Annotated in this window: 18 protein-coding genes; 14 read left to right on the top strand and 4 right to left on the bottom strand. The window is 61.1% G+C overall.

Annotated features, from left to right (window positions below; all coding sequences use genetic code 11):
* Positions 1–4: 4 nt before the first annotated feature.
* The 6 genes from ltnD to EN738_RS04920 are packed head-to-tail and all read left to right on the top strand — an operon-like array spanning position 5 to position 5,642.
* Positions 5–934 carry an L-threonate dehydrogenase gene (gene ltnD / locus EN738_RS04945; RefSeq protein ID WP_127282729.1) on the top strand — a complete coding sequence of 310 codons (930 nt, stop codon included), beginning with the start codon at positions 5–7 and terminating at the stop codon, positions 932–934.
* On the top strand, positions 931–2,199 hold the full coding sequence (otnK, locus tag EN738_RS04940; RefSeq protein ID WP_127282728.1) for a 3-oxo-tetronate kinase: 1,269 nt from the start codon (positions 931–933) through the stop codon (positions 2,197–2,199). Before ltnD ends, otnK begins: the two co-directional genes overlap by 4 nt.
* Complete coding sequence (locus EN738_RS04935; protein WP_127282727.1) at positions 2,196–2,846, top strand: aldolase; 651 nt, start codon at positions 2,196–2,198, stop codon at positions 2,844–2,846. The genes otnK and EN738_RS04935 overlap by 4 nt, the downstream gene beginning before the upstream one ends.
* Positions 2,843–3,601: a TIM barrel protein gene (locus tag EN738_RS04930; protein WP_127282726.1), complete on the top strand. Its 759-nt coding sequence runs from the start codon at positions 2,843–2,845 to the stop codon at positions 3,599–3,601. Before EN738_RS04935 ends, EN738_RS04930 begins: the two co-directional genes overlap by 4 nt.
* Before the next feature lie 58 nt (positions 3,602–3,659).
* Positions 3,660–4,571, top strand: a complete 912-nt coding sequence (locus EN738_RS04925) for an NAD(P)-dependent oxidoreductase (protein ID WP_127282725.1) — start codon at positions 3,660–3,662, stop codon at positions 4,569–4,571.
* Positions 4,572–4,610: 39 nt separating this feature from the next.
* Entirely contained in the window at positions 4,611–5,642 is a 1,032-nt protein-coding gene (locus EN738_RS04920) for a zinc-binding dehydrogenase (protein WP_127282724.1), read from the top strand.
* 188 nt (positions 5,643–5,830) lie between these two features.
* Here EN738_RS04920 and EN738_RS04915 read toward each other — a convergent pair whose 3' ends face one another.
* Complete coding sequence (locus tag EN738_RS04915; RefSeq protein WP_189605760.1) at positions 5,831–6,730, bottom strand: DMT family transporter; 900 nt, start codon at positions 6,728–6,730, stop codon at positions 5,831–5,833.
* Positions 6,731–6,741: 11 nt separating this feature from the next.
* Positions 6,742–7,314 (bottom strand): NAD(P)H-dependent oxidoreductase, encoded by a 573-nt coding sequence (locus tag EN738_RS04910; protein WP_127282722.1) that lies wholly within the window; start codon positions 7,312–7,314, stop codon positions 6,742–6,744.
* Between the two features lie 98 nt (positions 7,315–7,412).
* Here EN738_RS04910 and EN738_RS04905 point away from each other — a divergent pair, with 98 nt between their 5' ends.
* From EN738_RS04905 to EN738_RS04880, 6 genes are all read left to right on the top strand, one after another.
* A complete protein-coding gene (locus EN738_RS04905) occupies positions 7,413–8,351 on the top strand; it encodes a LysR family transcriptional regulator (protein WP_127282721.1) in 939 nt (312 codons plus the stop codon).
* Between the two features lie 557 nt (positions 8,352–8,908).
* Positions 8,909–9,835 (top strand): transcriptional regulator, encoded by a 927-nt coding sequence (locus EN738_RS04900; protein WP_127282720.1) that lies wholly within the window; start codon positions 8,909–8,911, stop codon positions 9,833–9,835.
* A 213-nt stretch (positions 9,836–10,048) separates the two neighbouring features.
* Positions 10,049–11,554 carry an alpha-N-arabinofuranosidase gene (locus EN738_RS04895; RefSeq protein ID WP_127282719.1) on the top strand — a complete coding sequence of 502 codons (1,506 nt, stop codon included), beginning with the start codon at positions 10,049–10,051 and terminating at the stop codon, positions 11,552–11,554.
* 113 nt (positions 11,555–11,667) lie between these two features.
* Positions 11,668–12,942, top strand: a complete 1,275-nt coding sequence (locus tag EN738_RS04890) for an extracellular solute-binding protein (protein WP_127282718.1) — start codon at positions 11,668–11,670, stop codon at positions 12,940–12,942.
* Positions 12,943–13,001: 59 nt separating this feature from the next.
* Positions 13,002–13,886: a sugar ABC transporter permease gene (locus EN738_RS04885; RefSeq protein ID WP_127282717.1), complete on the top strand. Its 885-nt coding sequence runs from the start codon at positions 13,002–13,004 to the stop codon at positions 13,884–13,886.
* Complete coding sequence (locus EN738_RS04880) at positions 13,883–14,725, top strand: carbohydrate ABC transporter permease (protein WP_127282716.1); 843 nt, start codon at positions 13,883–13,885, stop codon at positions 14,723–14,725. The genes EN738_RS04885 and EN738_RS04880 overlap by 4 nt, the downstream gene beginning before the upstream one ends.
* 42 nt (positions 14,726–14,767) lie before the next feature.
* Here the strand turns inward: EN738_RS04880 and ugpC are convergent, their stop codons facing one another.
* Positions 14,768–15,853, bottom strand: coding sequence for a sn-glycerol-3-phosphate ABC transporter ATP-binding protein UgpC (gene ugpC, locus EN738_RS04875; RefSeq protein WP_127282715.1), 1,086 nt, complete (start codon positions 15,851–15,853; stop codon positions 14,768–14,770).
* 463 nt (positions 15,854–16,316) lie between these two features.
* A complete protein-coding gene (locus tag EN738_RS04870) occupies positions 16,317–17,435 on the bottom strand; it encodes an FAD-binding oxidoreductase (RefSeq protein WP_127282714.1) in 1,119 nt (372 codons plus the stop codon).
* A 110-nt stretch (positions 17,436–17,545) separates the two neighbouring features.
* Here EN738_RS04870 and EN738_RS04865 point away from each other — a divergent pair, with 110 nt between their 5' ends.
* Complete coding sequence (locus tag EN738_RS04865; RefSeq protein WP_127282713.1) at positions 17,546–18,451, top strand: LysR family transcriptional regulator; 906 nt, start codon at positions 17,546–17,548, stop codon at positions 18,449–18,451.
* A 90-nt stretch (positions 18,452–18,541) separates the two neighbouring features.
* Positions 18,542–18,830 (top strand): hydantoinase/oxoprolinase N-terminal domain-containing protein (locus tag EN738_RS04860; RefSeq protein ID WP_281034304.1); only part of this gene is annotated, 289 nt, incomplete at its 3' end.

Here is an 18,830-nt window from a genome sequence, read left to right as displayed (position 1 = left end):
GGTCATGAAAGTAGGCGTAGTTGGACTTGGCTCGATGGGGTTCGGCATTGCCACGTCGCTGCTTCGTTCGGGCCACGATGTGTATGGCGCCGACGTCAACGCAGAAGCAGTCGAACGCTTGCGTGCCCTGGGAGGATCGAAAGTGGATCCCAAATCCGCCGCCGCTGAGCTGAATGCCCTTGTCGTTGTTGTCTTGAATTCAGATCAAACCGAAGAGGTGCTGTTCGGTGATCGCGGGCTGGTGTCTGAGCTGGCACCCGGTGCAGTCGTGATCATGTGTGTCACGGTCGCCCCCGACTATGCTCGCAGCGTCGCCTATCGATGCGCGACGCGTGGCCTGCATTTTCTCGATGCACCCATTTCAGGAGGCTCGGTGAAGGCGGCGAATGGCAGACTTTCCATCATGGCCTCCGGCGCACCGCAAGCCTTCGCTGCGGCTCGCCCTGCTCTCGACGCTATGGCCGAAAAGGTTTTCGAATTGGGAGACAGCGCTGGGGCTGGATCCGCGATGAAGGCGGTCAACCAGATGCTGGCCGGGATCCACATAGCGGCGATGGCTGAAGCGATTACCTTCGGCATAACCCAAGGTATCAGCCCAGAGACCTTTCTAGAGGTGATCCCGGTTTGCGCGGGTACAAGCTGGATGCTGGAGAATAGGGCTCCGCACGTGGTTGAAGGCGACTACACGCCGCGCTCGGCGATCGATATCTGGCCGAAGGACCTCGGCATTGTACTGGACGTTGCTCGGAAATCTAAGTTTGCGGCACCCATAACGGCAGCCGTCCTGCAGCAATTCATTGCGGCGGCAGGCATGGGCCTGGGACGCGAGGACGACGCCGCAGTGGCGAAAGTTTATGCTCGTACCGCTGGCCTCAAACTGCCTAGGCAGGAGATGCCCGAGACGGCCGATAGGGAGACGGGCTGGAGGCCATGACCACCTTTTTCGGCGCAATTGCGGATGATCTTACTGGTGCGACCGATCTGGCCGGTCTTCTCGCGCGCTCCGGAGTCCGGGTTTCGTTGCGCATGGGCGTGCCCAACGAGTCCCCCACGGACACTGCCGCACTTGAGATCATCGCCCTCAAATGCCGCAATGCCCCGACCGAGGAAGCCGTCAACCAGACCCTTACCGCTCTCGATTGGCTGCGTCGGGCGGGTGCCGAGCGGTTCTTCTGGAAGTACTGCTCGACTTTCGATTCGACGCCGCGTGGCAATATAGGTCCTGTGGCGGAGGCGCTCATGCGGGCGCTCGGAACGACCCAAACCATTTACTGCCCGGCTTTTCCCGAAAATGGCCGCGCAATCTTCATGGGAAATCTGTTCGTAGGCGAGCAACCGCTCTCCGAAAGCTCCATGAAGGATCATCCTTTGACGCCAATGAGGGACTCCAACCTCATGAGGCTCCTTGAACCGCAGGTGACCGCGGCCGTCGGACTGGCCAACAGGCTCGTTGTGGCGACAGGTCCGGAGGCGCTCCGCGCAAGACTCGCGCAACTCCATGCCGAGGGGGTGGCCCACGTCGTCATAGACGCTGTCGCCAATGACGATCTCCGCACCATCGGCCTTGCTTGCCACGACATGACGCTCCTGACTGGCGGAAGCGCAGTGGCCATGCCTTTGCCGCAGATATGGCTGGACAAGGGTGTTCTCACCCGAAACGAGGAGAGAGAAAGGCGACGCGCCGAACACGGAATGGCAATCGTTCTTTCGGGCAGTTGTTCGGCCATGACAAACCGACAAGTCTCGGCCTATCTCGCAAGTGGTCGGCCGGGCTTCCGGCTGGATCCTCTCCGTATCGCGCAGAACGGCTCGGACGAGGTTCTGGATTGGTTGTCGAAACAAGCGCCGGATGCAGCCCCGATTGTCTATGCGACTGCTGAGCCCAGTGCCGTTCGGGCGGCGCAAGAAACCCTTGGCGTTGATCGGGCCAGCCTGCTGGTCGAACGCACTCTGGCCACCTGCGCCGTCAAAGCTCGTGAACTCGGTGCACGACGCTACGTCGTGGCCGGCGGAGAGACGTCTGGAGCAGTCGCCAAGGCGCTCAGTATAACCAAGCTCGATGTTGGAATCGAAATCGCGCCGGGGGTCCCGTGGTGCTTTGCCCGAACGGGGGGCCATGACGTTGCCGTGGCGTTGAAGTCTGGGAATTTTGGCAGTGAAGCCTTTTTCAGTCATGCGCTGGAGGTGTTGGACAAGTGACGCAGAACGCTCGCCTGCGCGAACAAATATGCACGTTGGCCAAGTCGATGTTCGACAGAGGGCTGACACACGGCTCGACCGGTAATATTTCGGCTCGAACGGACGACGGGGGTCTGTTGGTATCGCCTACCGGCACCAGTTTCGGGCGGCTCAACCCAGGCCGTCTCAGCCATTTCGACGCGCAGGGGCGACACATAGACGGCGATGCTCCCACCAAGGAAATGCCGCTCCACTCCGCCTTCTACGAAACCAGAAATCAGACTGGCGCGGTCGTGCATTTGCATAGCTGTCACGCGGTCGCCTGGTCGATGCTGAGCGATCTCGATGAAGACAATTTCCTGCCGCCGCTGACACCTTATGCCGTGATGCAGCTCGGCCGCGTGAAACTGTTGCCGTTCTTCCGCCCCGGTGATCCGGCGATGGGCAACGCGGTTCGCGGTTTGGCCGGCAAGCGATCCGCCGTGATGCTCGCCAACCACGGGCCGGTCGTTGCCGGGAAAGATGTCGAAGCGGCGTGCAATGCGATCGAGGAATTGGAAGCCACGGCGCGTCTTGCTCTGCTGTTGCGCGGCCTTGGGCCGCGCCTGCTCACCGGCCCGCAAATTCGTGAAGTGGTCACTGCTTTCAATATCGAGTGGGACGCATGAAGTTCTCGGCCAATCTAGGCTTTCTGTGGTCAGACCGTTCGCTGCCAGAGGCTATTCGCGCCGCCGGCGCAGCCGGATTCGACGCGGTTGAATGCCATTGGCCCTTTGATACTCCAGCGTCTGCGACGAAGGCCGCCTTGGAAGACGCCGGCCTCTCCATGCTCGGTCTGAATACAAGGCGGGGGAAAACCGGAGCCGGGGAAAATGGTCTCGCAGCCTTGCCTGGCCGTCAGGGGGAAGCACGTTCGGCAATCGACGAGGCGCTTGCCTATGCCACCGAGATCAAAGCTTCGGCCGTCCACGTCATGGCCGGAAACTGCAGCGGACCGCGCGCCCGAGCCGCATTCACCGAAAACCTTATCTATGCCTGCGATGCGGCCGGCGATACGATCACTGTTCTGATCGAACCGCTGAACCACTACAATGCCCCTGGCTACTTCCTGGGCACAACGTCGCAAGCCATGGATATCATCCGTGAGGTCGGTCGGCCCAACCTGAAGCTGATGTTCGATTGCTACCATGTTCAGATCATGGAGGGAGATGTGACGAGGCGGCTTGTGTCGTTGCTTCCGTTCGTTGGGCATATCCAAATCGCATCAGTGCCGGATCGCGGTGAACCAGACCATGGCGAACTCGACTACGCCCACGTCCTGCCGCGCATAGCCGAACTGGGTTGGGTCGCTCCGATTGGAGCGGAATACCTGCCGCAAGGCGGTGCGAAGCCAGATCTTTCATGGCTCGCTCGCCATCGATGACAAAAAGAAACGGCGCCGCGGGCATTCCATGAGCGGACGAGCAGAAAAGGATGATTTGATGAGCGACAGACCCGTTGTCGGATTTATCGGTCTTGGCCTCATGGGCCATGGGATTGCGAAAAACATACGCAAAGGCGGCTACGAAATGTGGGTCCGCGACCCCTTTAATCGCGCGTCGGTCGAAAGCCTGATTTCGATAGGCGCCCAAGAGTCCGCAAGCCCAAAAGACATGGCAGGCAAGTGTGACGTCATCCAAATATGCCTCCCCAGCTCACACCATGTCGAAAGCGTCGTCCGGGGCGAAGACGGGATCATTGCCGGCGCTCGAAGCGGACTGATCGTCATCGACGCTTCCACCGCTGATCCCGGTTCCACGGCTAAGCTCGCAGCGGAGTTGTCCGAAAAAGGTGCTCGACTGGTCGATGCCCCCTTGGGGCGCACGCCCAAGGAAGCTGAGGCGGGTACACTCGACGCGATGGTCGGTTGCGACGAGAACCTGCTGGAAGTCGTCCGTCCGATCATTGAATGCTGGGCCGGCACGATCACCCATGTCGGGCCTGTAGGCAGTGGGCACAAGATGAAGCTTTTGATGAACTTCATCGGCATGTCGTATGGGGCACTGTTCTCGGAAGCGGTGGTGCTTGGCGCCAAGGTCGGCATCGCGCCGAAGGTCATTCGTGACGTGATTGGCCCGAGCCGCATGGGCAACGGCTTCTTCGACACCTTCATGCGGTACGTGGTGGATCGCGACCGCGACGCTCACAAATTCACGATCGCCAATGCGGCTAAGGACCTCCGTTATTTCACCACCATGGCTGCCGAAGCGCAGGTGGTGAGCATAATGGCCTCGGCCGCAAGGCACTACTACGCCCATGTGGAAGCTATTGGACACGCGAGTGATTTTGTTCCGATGCTGAGCGACCACGTAGGTGCGCTCAACGGGCTGAACCTGGCGGAAACAGCTCGATAGCGACGCCTCCGGCAACATCGATATCGCGGGAGAGCGGAATTGAAGGGCATTGTTTTTTTGGGCGAACGGCGCTTGGCCCTGGTCGAAGTCAATGACCCAACACCTGGAGATGGCGAGGTTGTTGTTGAGATCAAGGCCTCGGGAATGTGCGGCAGCGATCTCCACCCCTATCGGGCGCCACAAGACCTTAGCCGCCCGCCTGAGTCTCGCGTGATCGGCGGTCACGAGCCATCTGGTATCGTGGCGGCCGTAGGTCGAGGCGTACCACGACATGTCGCCCTGGTAGGCGATCGGGTGATGGTGCACCATTACCATGGTTGCACCGTTTGCCGTCACTGTCGGACCGGCTGGCCACAACTTTGCGAGCCGATCACGCGCACGACGTACAGTGCCAATGCGCATGGCGCCCACGCTCCTTATATGAAGGTTTCTGCTGATACACTCGTGCCGCTGCACGACTCGTTGAGCTTCGAAGCCGGTGCCGCCATCGCTTGCGGAACCGGGACAGCGTGGGGTGGCTTGGAACGACTGCAGCCGCGAGGAGACGAGACGATCGCTGTCTTCGGCCAAGGCCCTGTCGGGCTATCAGCAACTCTCCTGGCGTCTACCCGCGGTTCGCGTGTGATCGCGATCGATCTGGATGATGACCGCCTCGCCATGGCGAGGCAGTTCGGCGCTGACGAAACAATCAACGCGCGCGAGGCCAACGTCGCCGAGGTTCTGCGCGAACTGACCGGCGGTCAGGGGGTCGAGATGGTGGTAGAAACCTCCGGCTCGCCCCAGGCCGCTGCGGCAGGGCTGCAAGCTATCGCCGTTTGGGGCAAAGTGTGCATGGTCGGAATTGGCGGAAAGGTAACAGTCGATACCCAAGCCATGCTTGATCGCCAGATCACCGTCATGACCTCCTACACGATGTCGACCGTTGCTCAGAAATCGTGCGCGGACTTCGTTGTTTCCCGCAATCTCGACCTCGATCGCCTGTTCACACACCGTTGGCGTCTTGATCAGGCCGAGGATGCCTACCGTGTGTTCGATGCCCAGGTGAGTGGGAAGGGCGCTTTCATTTTTTGAGGGAAAGTGGCGGCTTCGCGCAACAATTGGCGGAGACGTTCCTTTGTGGGCCGATATACCCCGATTTCCGGCCTCGTCTCTGCAATTGCCGTAGCCAGTCGTTTGGAAACGCGCTGCTCGGTTGACGGAATCAAAGACGGAGGAGTGCAGCACAGGTCGCCTGCGATAAGCTCTGACAAGCCTGCTACTCAAGGGCTTCCGCGGCCCAACCGTGAAACCGAAGCCGCAATTCCGATCAACACCAGGCTGATCCCGGCGATGTGGCCTGGCCGGATCGCTTCCCCAAGGAAAAGGTAGGAGAGAAGTAGTGCGGCGACCGGCAGGACGGACATGAAGATGCCCGCTTCGCCGCCGGTGACTCTTGACGAACCTGAATACCAGAGCCAAAACCCAAGAACCGTCGGAAACACACTGATATAGCCCGTCGCCAGCAAGGCTGGACCGGTGTACTCCACCGAGCCAAACATAAACGCAAGGACGGCGAGCGGCAGTGTCAGGGCCAGCGAGATGCCACTCATCAAGGCCGCGAGGTAGAGGGGCGGCAGCGGTATCCCAATTCTCTTGTTCAGGATCGCAAACAGCGCCTCTCCCGAGACCGCGGTCACGACGAACAAGTTTCCCATCAATTGCCTGACATCAAATCCCATCCCGCTTGAGGATGAGAAATTGACCAGCAACGCACCTGACGTCGCTGCAGCGATGGCGACCCAAAGCCTGGCGCTTAGCCGTTCTCCCAAGGCAAGTGTTGCAACGAGGGCGGCCAATACCGGCAGCAAGCCATGAATGACGCCTGCACTTGCGCTGGTTGTCATCGCCAAGGCGACAATCATCAGGATGCTGTAGCCGGCGCTTCCCGCGGCGGCTTGGAGCGCGACGATCAAGAACTGGCGCACCGTCAGCCGAGGGGTAGCGGTCCTTGTCAGATAGATGAGGCCAATGAAGATCGGGGTCGAGATCAGGAACCGCAGGGGCACCGCCAGAAGTGGATGCATCCCGCCCGCTATCACCTTGGACGCAACGACGCCGGACCCGACCAGCGTCATGGCCGCGGACATCAGCACCGCCGCCGTCAATCTCTGCGAAATCATCGCAACGCCCATCAACTGACGGTGTAGGCGAGGCGGGACCGCGCCTCTTTCAGAGCAGTGGCCCACCATTTGAGCTGATGCAGCATGGTCTTTGCCGCTCCCGAACTCCTGTCGGGATTCAAGGGGCCCGCGTCGCCGGAAAAATGCTCCCAGACGGCGTGGAAGCTCACGGCATCGCGGACGGTGACGGCGTGAAGCTCGGCAAAGACCTGCCTGAGATGCTCCACCGCTCTCAGCCCGCCGGAGACACCGCCATATGACACAAACCCGATGGCCTTTGCGTGCCATTCCTCGTTCGCCTGGTCTATCGCGTGTTTGAGATGGGCCGGATAGCTGTGATTGTATTCGGGCGTTACCACCACGAAAGCGTCGGCGTCTGCAAGCTGGCGCATAAGCGCGCTGGTGGCCGGCGTAGGCTCTGTGGGGTGGAGAGGCGGCAACTCGATTTCGGCGATATCGATGACTGAAACGTCGAACTGGCCGGCTTCGCGAGCTTCGCGCGCGAACCAATGTCCGACCTTGCCTCCATATCGCTGTTCACGGGTGCTCCCGATCAGCACCGCAAGTTTGAGATGCTCGCTCATTTCAATTCCGACGTCATTGTGGATGCGGAACCAATGCCATGCTCTGTCGATCTATGGGATTGCTAAAATTTCGCTAAGCATGATCTATCTAATCGATCATGCTCGACGCTCTGACGCTTGACCAACTACGCATGTTTGTCGCCGTGGCGGAAGCCGGCAGCTTTCGCCTGGCCGCGGCCAGGCTGGGGCGCGCGCAGTCCGCGGTAAGCCATTCGGTGGCGAATCTTGAAATGGAACTGGGCACGCCGCTTTTCGACCGGAACTCTCATCGGCCGGTCCTGACCGTGGAAGGTCGGGCTTTGCTGGAGGACAGTCGCTCGCTGCTGCTGCGGGCGGACCTGCTGCGCGCCAAGGCAAGAGGCATGGGAAGCGGACTCGAAATCGAACTCACCGTGATGGCGGATACGCTGTTTCCCGTTTCAATCATCGGCGAGGCGCTCGGCCGGCTCCACGCCGCTTTTCCATCGGTGAGTGTAGAGCTGTGTAGTGGAACGTTGGGACAACCCGCGCATGCGCTGCTTGGCGGAACAGCTGATATTGCGATCACAGTGGGCGAAGACCTGAGAGATTCGCGGTTGGAGTTCGAGGCGCTCACGCCCGTTTCGTTGACCTCTGTTGTTGGTGCCACTCACCCTCTCGCCAGCCGCGCCAAGGAAGCCCGAGTGAGTGCGGTCGATCTCGCGGATTTCGTTCAGGTGGTGCTGGTCGATCCCAGCGGCCGCACGCAAGGAATGGACTTTGGTGTTTTGTCGCAACGAAGATGGCGTGTGGGGAGCCAGGCGGAAAAGCTCGAATTGATACGAGCGGGTGTCGGCTGGGGCAGGCTTCCCGAATGGCTTATTGCGGACGACTTCAAAGAAGGGCGGCTCGTGCCGCTTCCGGCGGCAGCTTTGGGGAAGGACGGCAGGACCGTGAACTGGTCGTATATTGCACATCGGCTCGATAAACCCTTGTTGCCGGCGGCAGCATTTTTGCGATCGGCCCTTCAGGAGATTGCCGCTTCGGAGAAAACCCCCTCACGTGTTGGGAAGGACTAAGGTCGAAGCGGTACAGCTTGGCATGGTCGAAACCTGGCACCCACAGTGGATCACCGTTTGTTTAAGGCGGAGGTTTCCCTGTTTGGCTCAAGCTTTTCCCTGTTAGGCTGCCTAGGGAAAATCCATATAACGGATTGAATCAACGTCGTTATTTCGCGTTAAAACCAGCCCGCGCGCCTAAAGACTCTGTAAATTCGCTGTTTTTAGACGCCTAACAGGGAAATCGGCGCAGAGGCTGGTTCGCATATGACTGCCAGCACCACCATTGTCGTTGTTTATCAATTACTTATCGCCAGCTCCTTCGCCCGGTTAGCCAGATCCTGGCGGCGGAAAACCTGCCACGTCGGAAGCCAAGATCGCCGCAAGCCTGCGTTGCTCTTCTCTCGCAAGGGACGACCCTCCCGCCAGTCGGAACAATTTCAGCCTGAGAAACGGCGCGAGCGAGCCTTGTTCGGATGCCTGGAATCCGAAATTGGCCCTAGGGGAGCATAACGCCACCGTCTTTATTTGTATCTGATCTGCTGATACATAACCTCGTGTGACGAGTGCGGGGCCATATGTCGAATGAAATCATGGTTGTCGATCCGCTTGAGCGGCTTGACTTGTTGAAGAGCCTCGCGAGCGAGGTCCGGGTCCGGATTCTCGATCTGCTGCACCGCAAGGGGCCGAAAAACGTCAATCAAGTGGCCGAAGAACTGGGTCTTCCGCAATCAACGATTTCCGCAAACATCCAGGTTCTTGTCGATGTCGGTTTGATCGAGACGAAATCGCAGAAGGCGCGCAAGGGAAGCCAGAAGGTTTGCTATTCGACTTTCTCCGAGTTGGTTGTCGTCTTTAAGGACCGCACCCCGGCGCAGGATCTCGGCGTCATAGAAGTGGCGATGCCGCTTGGACTCTATACGAGATGCGAAGTTTCCGCTCCCTGCGGCCTGTGTTCAAAAGACGGCGTCATCGGACTTCTCGATGTGCCCGACACCTTTCTCGATCCTGACCGTATGCGGGCAGGGCTGCTGTGGTTCACGCGCGGCTTCGTCGAATACCAGTTTCCCAACAATGCGACGCTTGCCAATGCCAAGGTCGGCGGATTGGAACTAGCGATGGAGCTTTCGTCGGAGGTCCCGGGCACATCGAAGGATTGGCCATCGGACATCACGGTAGCGATCAACGGGCACGAGATAGATACCTGGACGGCGCCGGCCGACTATGGCGACAAGCGCGGCAAGCATACGCCCGGCTGGTGGAAGCTGGCCGGATCGCAATATGGCGACCTCGCACACTGGCGCGTCACGAACAACGGCACCTATCGCAACAACAACAAGGTTTCCAAATGCTCGCTGGCTGATCTGGAGCTCGAGCGGCACCGCTCGATCCGGATACGAATCGGCGTGAAGGAAGATGCGCGTCACCCCGGCGGCATAAACATCTTCGGTAGCGGCTTCGGCAATTACAGCAACGACATCGTTCTGCGCCTGCTGAAGGCCTAAGGGCATCACGGGTCTCACGGAAGCTGCGAACTGCTCCACTCTTTGTTTGGACGTATTCCAACAGAAAGCGCTACGGGTTTTCCAGGAAAGCCGCACACATCTTTCCTGGAATTGCTCCAGGCCCTTGACGGGCGGGCAAACTCCACCCTTAACTGACCCATGACCCGGATATAAATCGGAAAGTCGGATTGATAGTCCGCAGTGGGAGGGATCATGAAGGCCAGAGTCACGGCGAACGCCGCCTATGCCGTCGCGGATATCGACAAGCGTCTTTACGGTTCCTTTCTCGAGCATCTTGGCCGGGCGGTCTATACGGGCATCTACGAGCCCGGACATCCGCAAGCGGACGAAGAGGGAATGCGCAAGGACGTGATCGAGCTGGTGCGTGCGCTCGACACGCCGATCTGCCGTTACCCCGGTGGCAACTTCGTATCCGCCTACAATTGGGAAGACGGCATAGGGCCAAAGGAGAGCCGCCCGCGGCGGCTCGATCTTGCGTGGCGCACCACGGAGCCCAATCTGGTTGGCATCCATGAATTCGCCGACTGGGCCGAAAAAGCCGGCACCGAGATGATGCTTGCCGTCAATCTCGGTTCGCGCGGCCTCGACGAGGCGCGGGCGTTCGTTGAATACGTCAATCACCCGGGCGGCAGCTACTGGTCCGACCTCAGGGCCAAGAACGGACGCCCGCAACCCTGGAACTGCCGCCTCTGGTGTCTCGGCAATGAAATGGACGGTCCCTGGCAGGTTGGCCATAAGTCGGCCAGCGAATACGGCCATCTCGCCAACGAGACAGCCAAGGCGCTGCGCGGCCTCGACCCGACGGTGGAACTGGTCGTGTGCGGCTCGTCGCATTCCAATATGCCGACCTATCCGCAGTGGGAAGCGACGGTGTTGGAAGCGACCTACGAGCAGGTCGACTACATCTCCCTCCACATGTATTTCGAGAATTACGAGAAGAATACGGCCGAATATCTCGCTCTTCCGGCCAAGCTAGATCGCTACATTGGCACAGTCGCGGGCATCATCGACTACGTGAAGGCCAAGACGCGCTCGAAGCGGAATGTGAAGATCTCTTTCGACGAGTGGAACGTCTGGTACCATCAGCGCAAGCAGGACGCCGAGCGCATGCGCGGCTGGGACTGGCCGGAAGCGCCCAGGCTTCTGGAAGACATCTACAATTTGGAGGACGTGCTGCAGGTAGGTTGCATCATCAACACCTTCATCCGCCGATCGGATATCGTTCGCATCGCCTGCATCGCGCAACTGGTGAACGTGATCGCGCCGATCATGACCGATCCCGGCGGCGCCGCCTGGCGGCAAACGATCTACTGGCCATTTATGCTGGCCTCCAGGCACGGCCGCGGCACCGCGCTGCAACTCGCGGTCGAGGTGCCTACCTATGACGCGGCCGCGGCCGACAAAGTGCCGTGGCTCGACATTGCAGGCGTGCACGATTCGAGCGCCGGCACGCTGACCTTTTTTGCAATCAACCGGCACGGGTCCGAGGCGATAGAGGCCGACGTCGCCCTCGAGCGGTTCGCCGCCAAGTCCATCGAGCACACGATCATCCGTCACGACGATCTCGAGGCCTGCAACACGAAGGACGCACCGGACAACGTATCGCCTGTCAAAGGCAACGGGGCAGCGCTCACCAGCAAGGGAATGACACTTAACTTGCCGCCGCATTCCTACTCGATGGTCCGCGTGACGCTCTGAGTTAATATCCGATTATCTGATATATACCCTAAAATCCGTTGCAGGCGGTTCGGTTTGGTGTAGCATTGAGACGTTCAAGGCGGATCTAACCGCCGTACTCGGGAGGAGCTGAGATGAACTTTCGCAAGATGATGGCCCTAGCGGTGGTTGCGGCCGGAGGATTTTGGGCCGTCGCGGCCCAGGCCGAAGAAACCGTCGCATGGTGGGATTTCCTCGGCGGCGGTGACGGTGTGCGCATGAAGCAGATGATCTCCGACTTCAACGCCGCCCACGCCGGCAAGATCAAGATCGACGCCACGACGCTGGAGTGGGGCACGCCCTTCTACGCGAAGGTGCAGACCTCGGCCGCTGTCGGTGAGGCGCCTGACGTCATGACCTATCATGCCAGCCGCATCCCCTTGGCGGTGAGCCAGGACATTCTCGAAGAAATCACCGCCGACGATATGAGCAAGATGGGCCTCTCGGCCTCGGACTTCGCCCAGACGACGATGGGCGCCGTGACGGTCGACGGCAAGCAATACGCGGTGCCGCTCGATACCCATCCGATCGTCCTGTACTACAATCGCGTCCTCCTGAAGAAGGCAGGCGTGCTCGGCGACGACGGCCGTCCCGTGGGTATGAGAAACAAGGAGGAATTTACCGCGACACTGCAGAAGTTGAAGGATGCCGGCGTCGAGTTCCCGCTGGGCAGCGTCACCGCCGACGGCAACTTCATGTACCGCACCATTTATTCGCTGGTGTGCCAGCAAGGCGGCGAGCTTCTGACGGGCAACGAGTTCCTCGCCGGCGACAATCCTGAAAAGCTGGCGAAAGCGTTAGCGGTTCTGCAAGGGTGGACGAAGGCCGGGCTGCAGTCGACCTATACGGACTATCCCGCGACCGTCGCCCTGTTCACCTCGGGCAAGGCCGCAATGATGATCAACGGCGTCTGGGAAGTTCCCACGATGACCGACCTCGCCAAGCAAGGCAAGCTGTTCGACTGGGGCGCCGTCGAGATCCCGGTGATCTTCGACAAGCCATGCACCTATGCGGACAGCCATTCATTCGCAATCCCGAAGAACAAGGGCAAGGAAATCAGCCCGGAAAAGCGCGCCGCCGTTCTCGAGGTGATCTCCTGGATGGACAAGCACTCGCTGTTTTGGGCCACGGCAGGGCACATCCCGGCCTACAAGCCAGTCACCGAAACGGCTGAATACAAGGCAATGGAGCCCAATGCGACCTACTCGACGCTGACGGCCAACATGATCTTCGATCCGAAGTCGCCCAAGGCTGGTGTCGCCGGGCCGATCTTCGACATCATGTCCAATTATTTTGTGCCGACCCTCAATGGAGAGATGGACCCCGGCGAGGCGGTGAAATCCATCAAGGATGAGCTGAACAGCATGTAGGGCTCAAAGGCTGGGACCGTCCTGTCCAGAGCGGTCCCAGTCATATTTGAGGAAGAGCCATGCTTCGCAACTCCCGCACTGAACGTCTTGTCGTGCTGGTGCTGGTCGCTCCCTTCCTGGCGATCTATCTGCTGGCGTTCGTCTATCCGATGGTCCAGATGTTCCGCATCTCCTTCACCGATGCGCCGCTGATCGGCGCGGGTCGGTGGGTTGGTCTCGACAACTACCTGCGGCTCGACAACGACCCGATGTTCCGGCGCGCGCTCTGGAACACCGCTTATTTCGTTCTGATGACGGTCGTCCCAGGGACACTCATCGCCCTGTTGATCGCGCTAGGCGTGTCGCGGCTCAAGGGCCGCTTCCAGTCGATCGTGCTGGCGCTGTTCTTCCTGCCTTACATCCTGCCGGTGTCCGTCGTCTACCTGATCTGGGACTGGACGCTGAATTTCCAGTTCGGGATCGCGATGCATGTGCTGGACTGGCTCGGGATCCCGCGCGTGCCGGTCTTCAAGTCGCGCGTCTGGTTCTTGCCGGCTGTGGCCGGAGTGACAATCTGGTGGACCGCGGGCTTCTCGATCCTCCTCTTCCTTGCCGGGCTGCGGTCCATACCAGCGGAGATCTACGAAGCCGCGGCGCTCGACAACTCGACGCGATGGACCACGTTCCGGCGCATCACCTGGCCGCTGCTGTGGCCGATCACCTCGCTGGTGTTCACCATCCAGCTCATCCTGCAGCTCAAGATCTTCGACCAGGTCTATCTGTTCTCGATCGGCGGCCGGCCGAACGACAATATGGTGCTCGTCTACTACGTCTTCCAGAAGGCCTTCCAGCAGAACCAGGGAGGCAGGGCGGCGGCCGTCGCCGTCACCCTCTTCGTGCTTGTGGTGGTCGTCTCGGTCCTGCAATTCCAACTGCTCCGGTTCGCCGAAAGGCGGCGCCGATGAACGCCGCGGCTGCGCAACGCTGGAACTTCTGGGGCGGGATCATCACCGCACTGACGCTCGTCTGGGCCGTCCTATGGGCGTTTCCGCTCTACTGGGGTGTGATCTCATCGCTCAAACCGGACGACGAGGTCGTGCGGCCCTACATCGAACTCTGGCCCGAGACGCCGACGCTGGAGAACTACATCAGCGCCCTGACCACCACGCAGATCGGCGCCTGGTACGTCAATTCAGTGGCGGTCGCGGTCGGCGTGACGGTCATCACCATCTTCATCTCGATGCTGTGCGGCTACGCAATCTCGCAGTTGCGGTTCCCGGGACGGATCGCGCTTTGGTGGCTGATCCTTGCCTCCTTCATGGTGCCGACTTCGGCGCTGATCATCAATCACTTCGTGCTGGTCGCCAACCTCGGCGTGCTCAACAGCTGGGCCGGAATCATGTTGCCGCAGCTCATCCACCCCGTCATCATCATCGTGTACAAGCAGTTTTTCGATCAGGTCCCGAAGGACTTCCGCGAGGCTGCGGTCATGGACAATGCGTCTGAATTCGGGATCCTCTTCAAGATCTACATGCCGATGAACTGGGGGGTAACGACGGCGCTGTCGATCGTCTGCTTCATCTGGACGTGGAACGCCTTCTTGTGGCCGTTCCTCTCGGTGACCCGCACCGAGATGATGACCATCACGGTCGGCATCACGCAGGTCAACGACGCCTTCGGTGTCTACTACGCACGCCAGCTGTCGGCGGCCGTACTGGCCGGCTTGCCGGTGGCACTGGCCTACCTCTTCTTCCAGCGCCGGGTGACCGAAGCGATAACGCTCTCGGCAGGTATCAAGGGCTAGAGCCCCGGCAAGATGCCGGAGGGCACGACCGGCTCGGCGGGTTCAGTCTCCGTCGGCGCGTGCGTGCCAGGCCGACCCGTCCGCGGCGAAGAGATGCAGGGCCGTGGTGTCGAACTTCAGCCGAACGGCGTCGCCCGGTTTGACGCTCGAAAGCCCGCGATCCTGTGCCGTCACCTGCGTCCCATCCGCGAGCCGCGCATAGACGAGCGTTCGCTCGCCAAGGCGCTCGACAACGGTGGCCGTGGCGGATGTTTGATTGCCCTCAGCGACGACAGTCAGAGACTCCGGCCGTACTCCGAGTTCGCGCCAATCCATGTTGGCCGGCGTGCCAGGAAGTTCGACGAGCGATCCATCGGTCAAGCGCGCATTGAGCCTGTCGCCTGAGCCCGAAACCGTAACAGGCAGGATGTTCATTGCCGGCGACCCGACGAAGGTCGCGACGAATCGCGACGCCGGACGTGCATAGACATCGACGGGTCTTCCCATCTGCTCTATCCGGCAATTGTTGAGGATCACAATGCGGTCGGCGAGCGTCATCGCCTCCACCTGATCGTGGGTGACGTAGATCATCGTCGACTTCAAACGCTGATGCAGTTCGGCAAGCTCAACGCGTGTACGGGCGCGAAGCGCCGCGTCCAGATTGGAGAGTGGCTCGTCGAACAGGAATGCCTTGGGCTCCTTGACGATCGCACGCCCGATGGCCACGCGCTGGCGCTGCCCGCCGGAGAGCTGCGACGGCCGTCGGTGAAGCAGCGCTTCGATCTCCAGGATACGCGCGGCCTCGGCGATCCGCTGGCGGATGACATCCGGCGCGACCCGAATGTTCCTCAGTCCAAAGGCCATGTTCTCCGCGACCGTCATATGTGGGTAAAGGGCATAATTCTGGAAGACCATCGCAACGTTGCGCCTGCCCGGCTCAAGGTTCTCCGAGCGCACCCCGTCGATCGTCAGCGTGCCAACGTCAATGCTTTCGAGGCCGGCGATCATGCGCAGCAGCGTCGTCTTGCCGGAACCGGACGGACCGAGAAACACGACCAGTTCTCCCGGCTCGATGTCCAGGCTCACGTCACGGATCACTTCGACGGCGCCGAAGTGCTTTGATACGCCCGAAAGCGTGATTCCCGTCATGCTTGCGATCCTTCTTTCCTACATAATTTCGGATAAATACCCGATGTCAAGGAATGTTGAGCTACGGCACAATGGGCGCCTCATTCCTGGTCCGCGGAACAGCTGCCAGCTGTCCTGCCAACAGTGGGCGGTTTAAGAGGTTCGCCAGACCATACGAGATCATCGAAGGAAAATGGGTTGGTGAACCAGCCGCTAAAGTGTTGATTTGCTACCGAAAACGTCGACGGCACACCATTGCCGTTATTTATCAATAACTTAGTGTTGATTTCTTCTCTCGATTGGCCAAATCGCCTTTGGCCGAACCTCGGCGCATCGTGTTGATTGACTTGCGGTGGACCGCTGGGAGCCGTCAAACGAACGGCGGTTTTGCGTCTCATATGGGCCGGTGCGGTAAAGTTCCGGCGTTTCCGAAAAACGGTCATTCCCGTGGCCTCGGGAGGCCAATCGAAGTCAATTCACTCCTTCAGGCCGCGCGGCTGAAGCGATCGATCCTGAAATCATCGAGCGGCGTTTCGCAACGGCCGGTCGTGATGAGTTCGGCCAAGGCATCGCCGACGCCCGGCCCGAGCTGGAAGCCGTGTCCGCAAAAGCCGAAGGCGTGGAACAGGCCCGGCGTCGTCGCCGAGCATCCCATCACCGGCAGCATGTCCCGCACATAGCCCTCGCAGCCGGACCAGGTGCGGATGACCGCGACCTTCGCGATTGCCGGCAGCAGCCGTGCGACGGCGCGCAACTGTAACGGCAGGCGCATGGGGTCGGCTCTTGCATGGCCGGGTTCGAGATCCACCGGCACCCTTTCGGCCGCGCCGCCGAAGACGATGTTGCCGCGCTCGACCTGGCGCAGATAAGCGCCGTACTCCTTGTCGCGGGTCCAGATGCCGACTACGGGGAGAATTCTGTGCGGCAGCGGCTCGGTCACGCCCATCTGCGGGCCGCGGGCCTCGAGCGGGACCTCTTCGCCGAACTGTGCGGCGATGCGCGCGCCCCAGGCGCCGGCGGTGTTGAGCAGGCATTCGGCGGCGAACGCACCCTTCGAGGTGGCGACGTGGAAACCGGAATTATCGCGGCTGACGCTCTCGACCTCGGCTTCCTCGATGATTTCCGCGCCCAGCCCGCGGGCCGCCTCGGCAAAGGCTGGCGCGATCAGCCGCGGGTTGCCGCTGCCGTCCCGCGGCGAGAACGACGCAGCGATCGCTTCGGGGCCGAGGCCGGGAAAGCGGACACGGATCTCTCGTGGGGTCAGTTCCTCCAGCTCGAGCCCCCAGGGTCGCGCCGTGTCGGCATAGGCCCGCATGTCGGCGAGACCGCCCTCATCGAAGATCAGCCGGATGTGTCCGGTGGCGCGGAACTCCACGTCACGGCCGAGCAGCCTTTCGGCCTCGCCCCACAGCTTGAGCGAGCGGTGGGCCAGCGGAAGCTGGGACAGATGGCGCCCGGTGCGTCGGATGTTGCCGAAGGAGGCGATGGTTGCCCCGGTACCGATTCGGTTGCGCTCGATCAGCGTCACGCGCGCGCCGCGCCTGGTGAGGAAATAGGCCGAAGCCGTTCCCATCAGGCCGCCGCCCAGCACGATCACATCCATAGCGGCCCCTCGCAAACAGTGCCCGAATTTTGACCGATCTTGTCGGCGCCGCGCCGATGCGTCAAAGATGGGTTTGGACGAAAACCATAAGCTTGACCTATGGAGTGGCAATGCGGGCGCGGCAGCTCGAAGTGTTCATCGCCGTCATGCGCGCCGGCACCGTGACCGCCGCGGCGCGGATGCTGAACATCTCCCAGCCTGCGCTCAGCCAGATCCTGCTCCACACCGAGGACGAACTCGGCTTCACGCTGTTCGAGCGCGTCAAGGGACGGCTGCGGCCGACGCCGGAGGCGCTTGAAATTTTCGCCGATGCCGAAAGGTTGTCGGCGGGGCTGGAGGGCCTGCGGCGCAAGACCACCGACCTGCGCCTGGGTCGGGCTGGGCTCGTGCGCGTTGCGGCCTCGCCGCCGCCGGCCATGGCGATATTGCCGCGCGCTTTCACCAGTTTCCGGGCGCAGCATCCAGGCATTCTGCTGCGTTCCCACATGGCGCCGATCGCAGCCATCGTCGACATGCTGCGCGCCGGCGATGCCAGCCTGGGCGTCGCCTTGGACGACCGTCTGCCTCCCGATATCGAGGCGGAGGTGATCGGCAGTGTCGGCTTCGCCTGCCTGCTGCCGGCCGGGCATCCGTTGGCCAGGAAAGCCGAGTTGACGCTCGCCGATCTCGCCGGAGAGGAGCTGATATCCTATCGCGGAAACACCCGTCCCGCCGACGAACTGGCCCACGCAGCCCGCGCGCAAGGCGTGGCGCTTTCGCCCTCGCTCGAGATCGACGTCTCCATCTCCGCCGTCGGCTTCGTCCAGGCTGGTCTCGGCATCGGGCTCGTCGACGCCCTGCTGCCTTGGCGCCAGTTTGCCGGGCTTGCCGTCAGGCCGCTGGCAGCGGGGCCGGAATTTCCCATCGCTCTGCTCACCTCGCGCACACGCGCCCTTGCACGGGCCGACGAGATGATGCGCGACCAGATCCGCGCCGCCTGCTCCGCCGTTCTGGGCGGCGACAAGGCAAAGGCATAAGCAAGGCTTATATGCTTGCCCATCATCCATCTTGGACCCGGACCGGTCAGCCGTGCCAGCTTTCTGCAGGCAGACAGGAAGGGACGCACAATGGATGGGGTCATCACTGGGGGTGAGGCGCAAAACGGAACCGACTGGAAGGTCGGTGTCGATATCGGCGGGACATTCATCGATTTCTGCGCGCTCGAAGCGAACTCGGGACGCGTCGCCTCCCTGAAGGTGCTGACGACGCCGGAGGACCCGGGCGCCGAGCTGATGACGGGCCTCACCCTTCTCGCCGAACGCGAAGGCTTCGATCCGACCCATATGACACGCTTCGTGCATGGCACGACCGTCGGCATCAACACCATCATTCAGCGCAAGGGCGCGCCACTGGCAC

Source organism: Mesorhizobium sp. M4B.F.Ca.ET.017.02.2.1 (assembly GCF_003998955.1).
In the GTDB taxonomy this organism is placed as follows: Bacteria; Pseudomonadota; Alphaproteobacteria; order Rhizobiales; family Rhizobiaceae; genus Mesorhizobium; species Mesorhizobium abyssinicae.
Note: the sequence above shows the minus strand (reverse complement) of the source record. Positions and strands in the feature narration are given on the sequence as shown.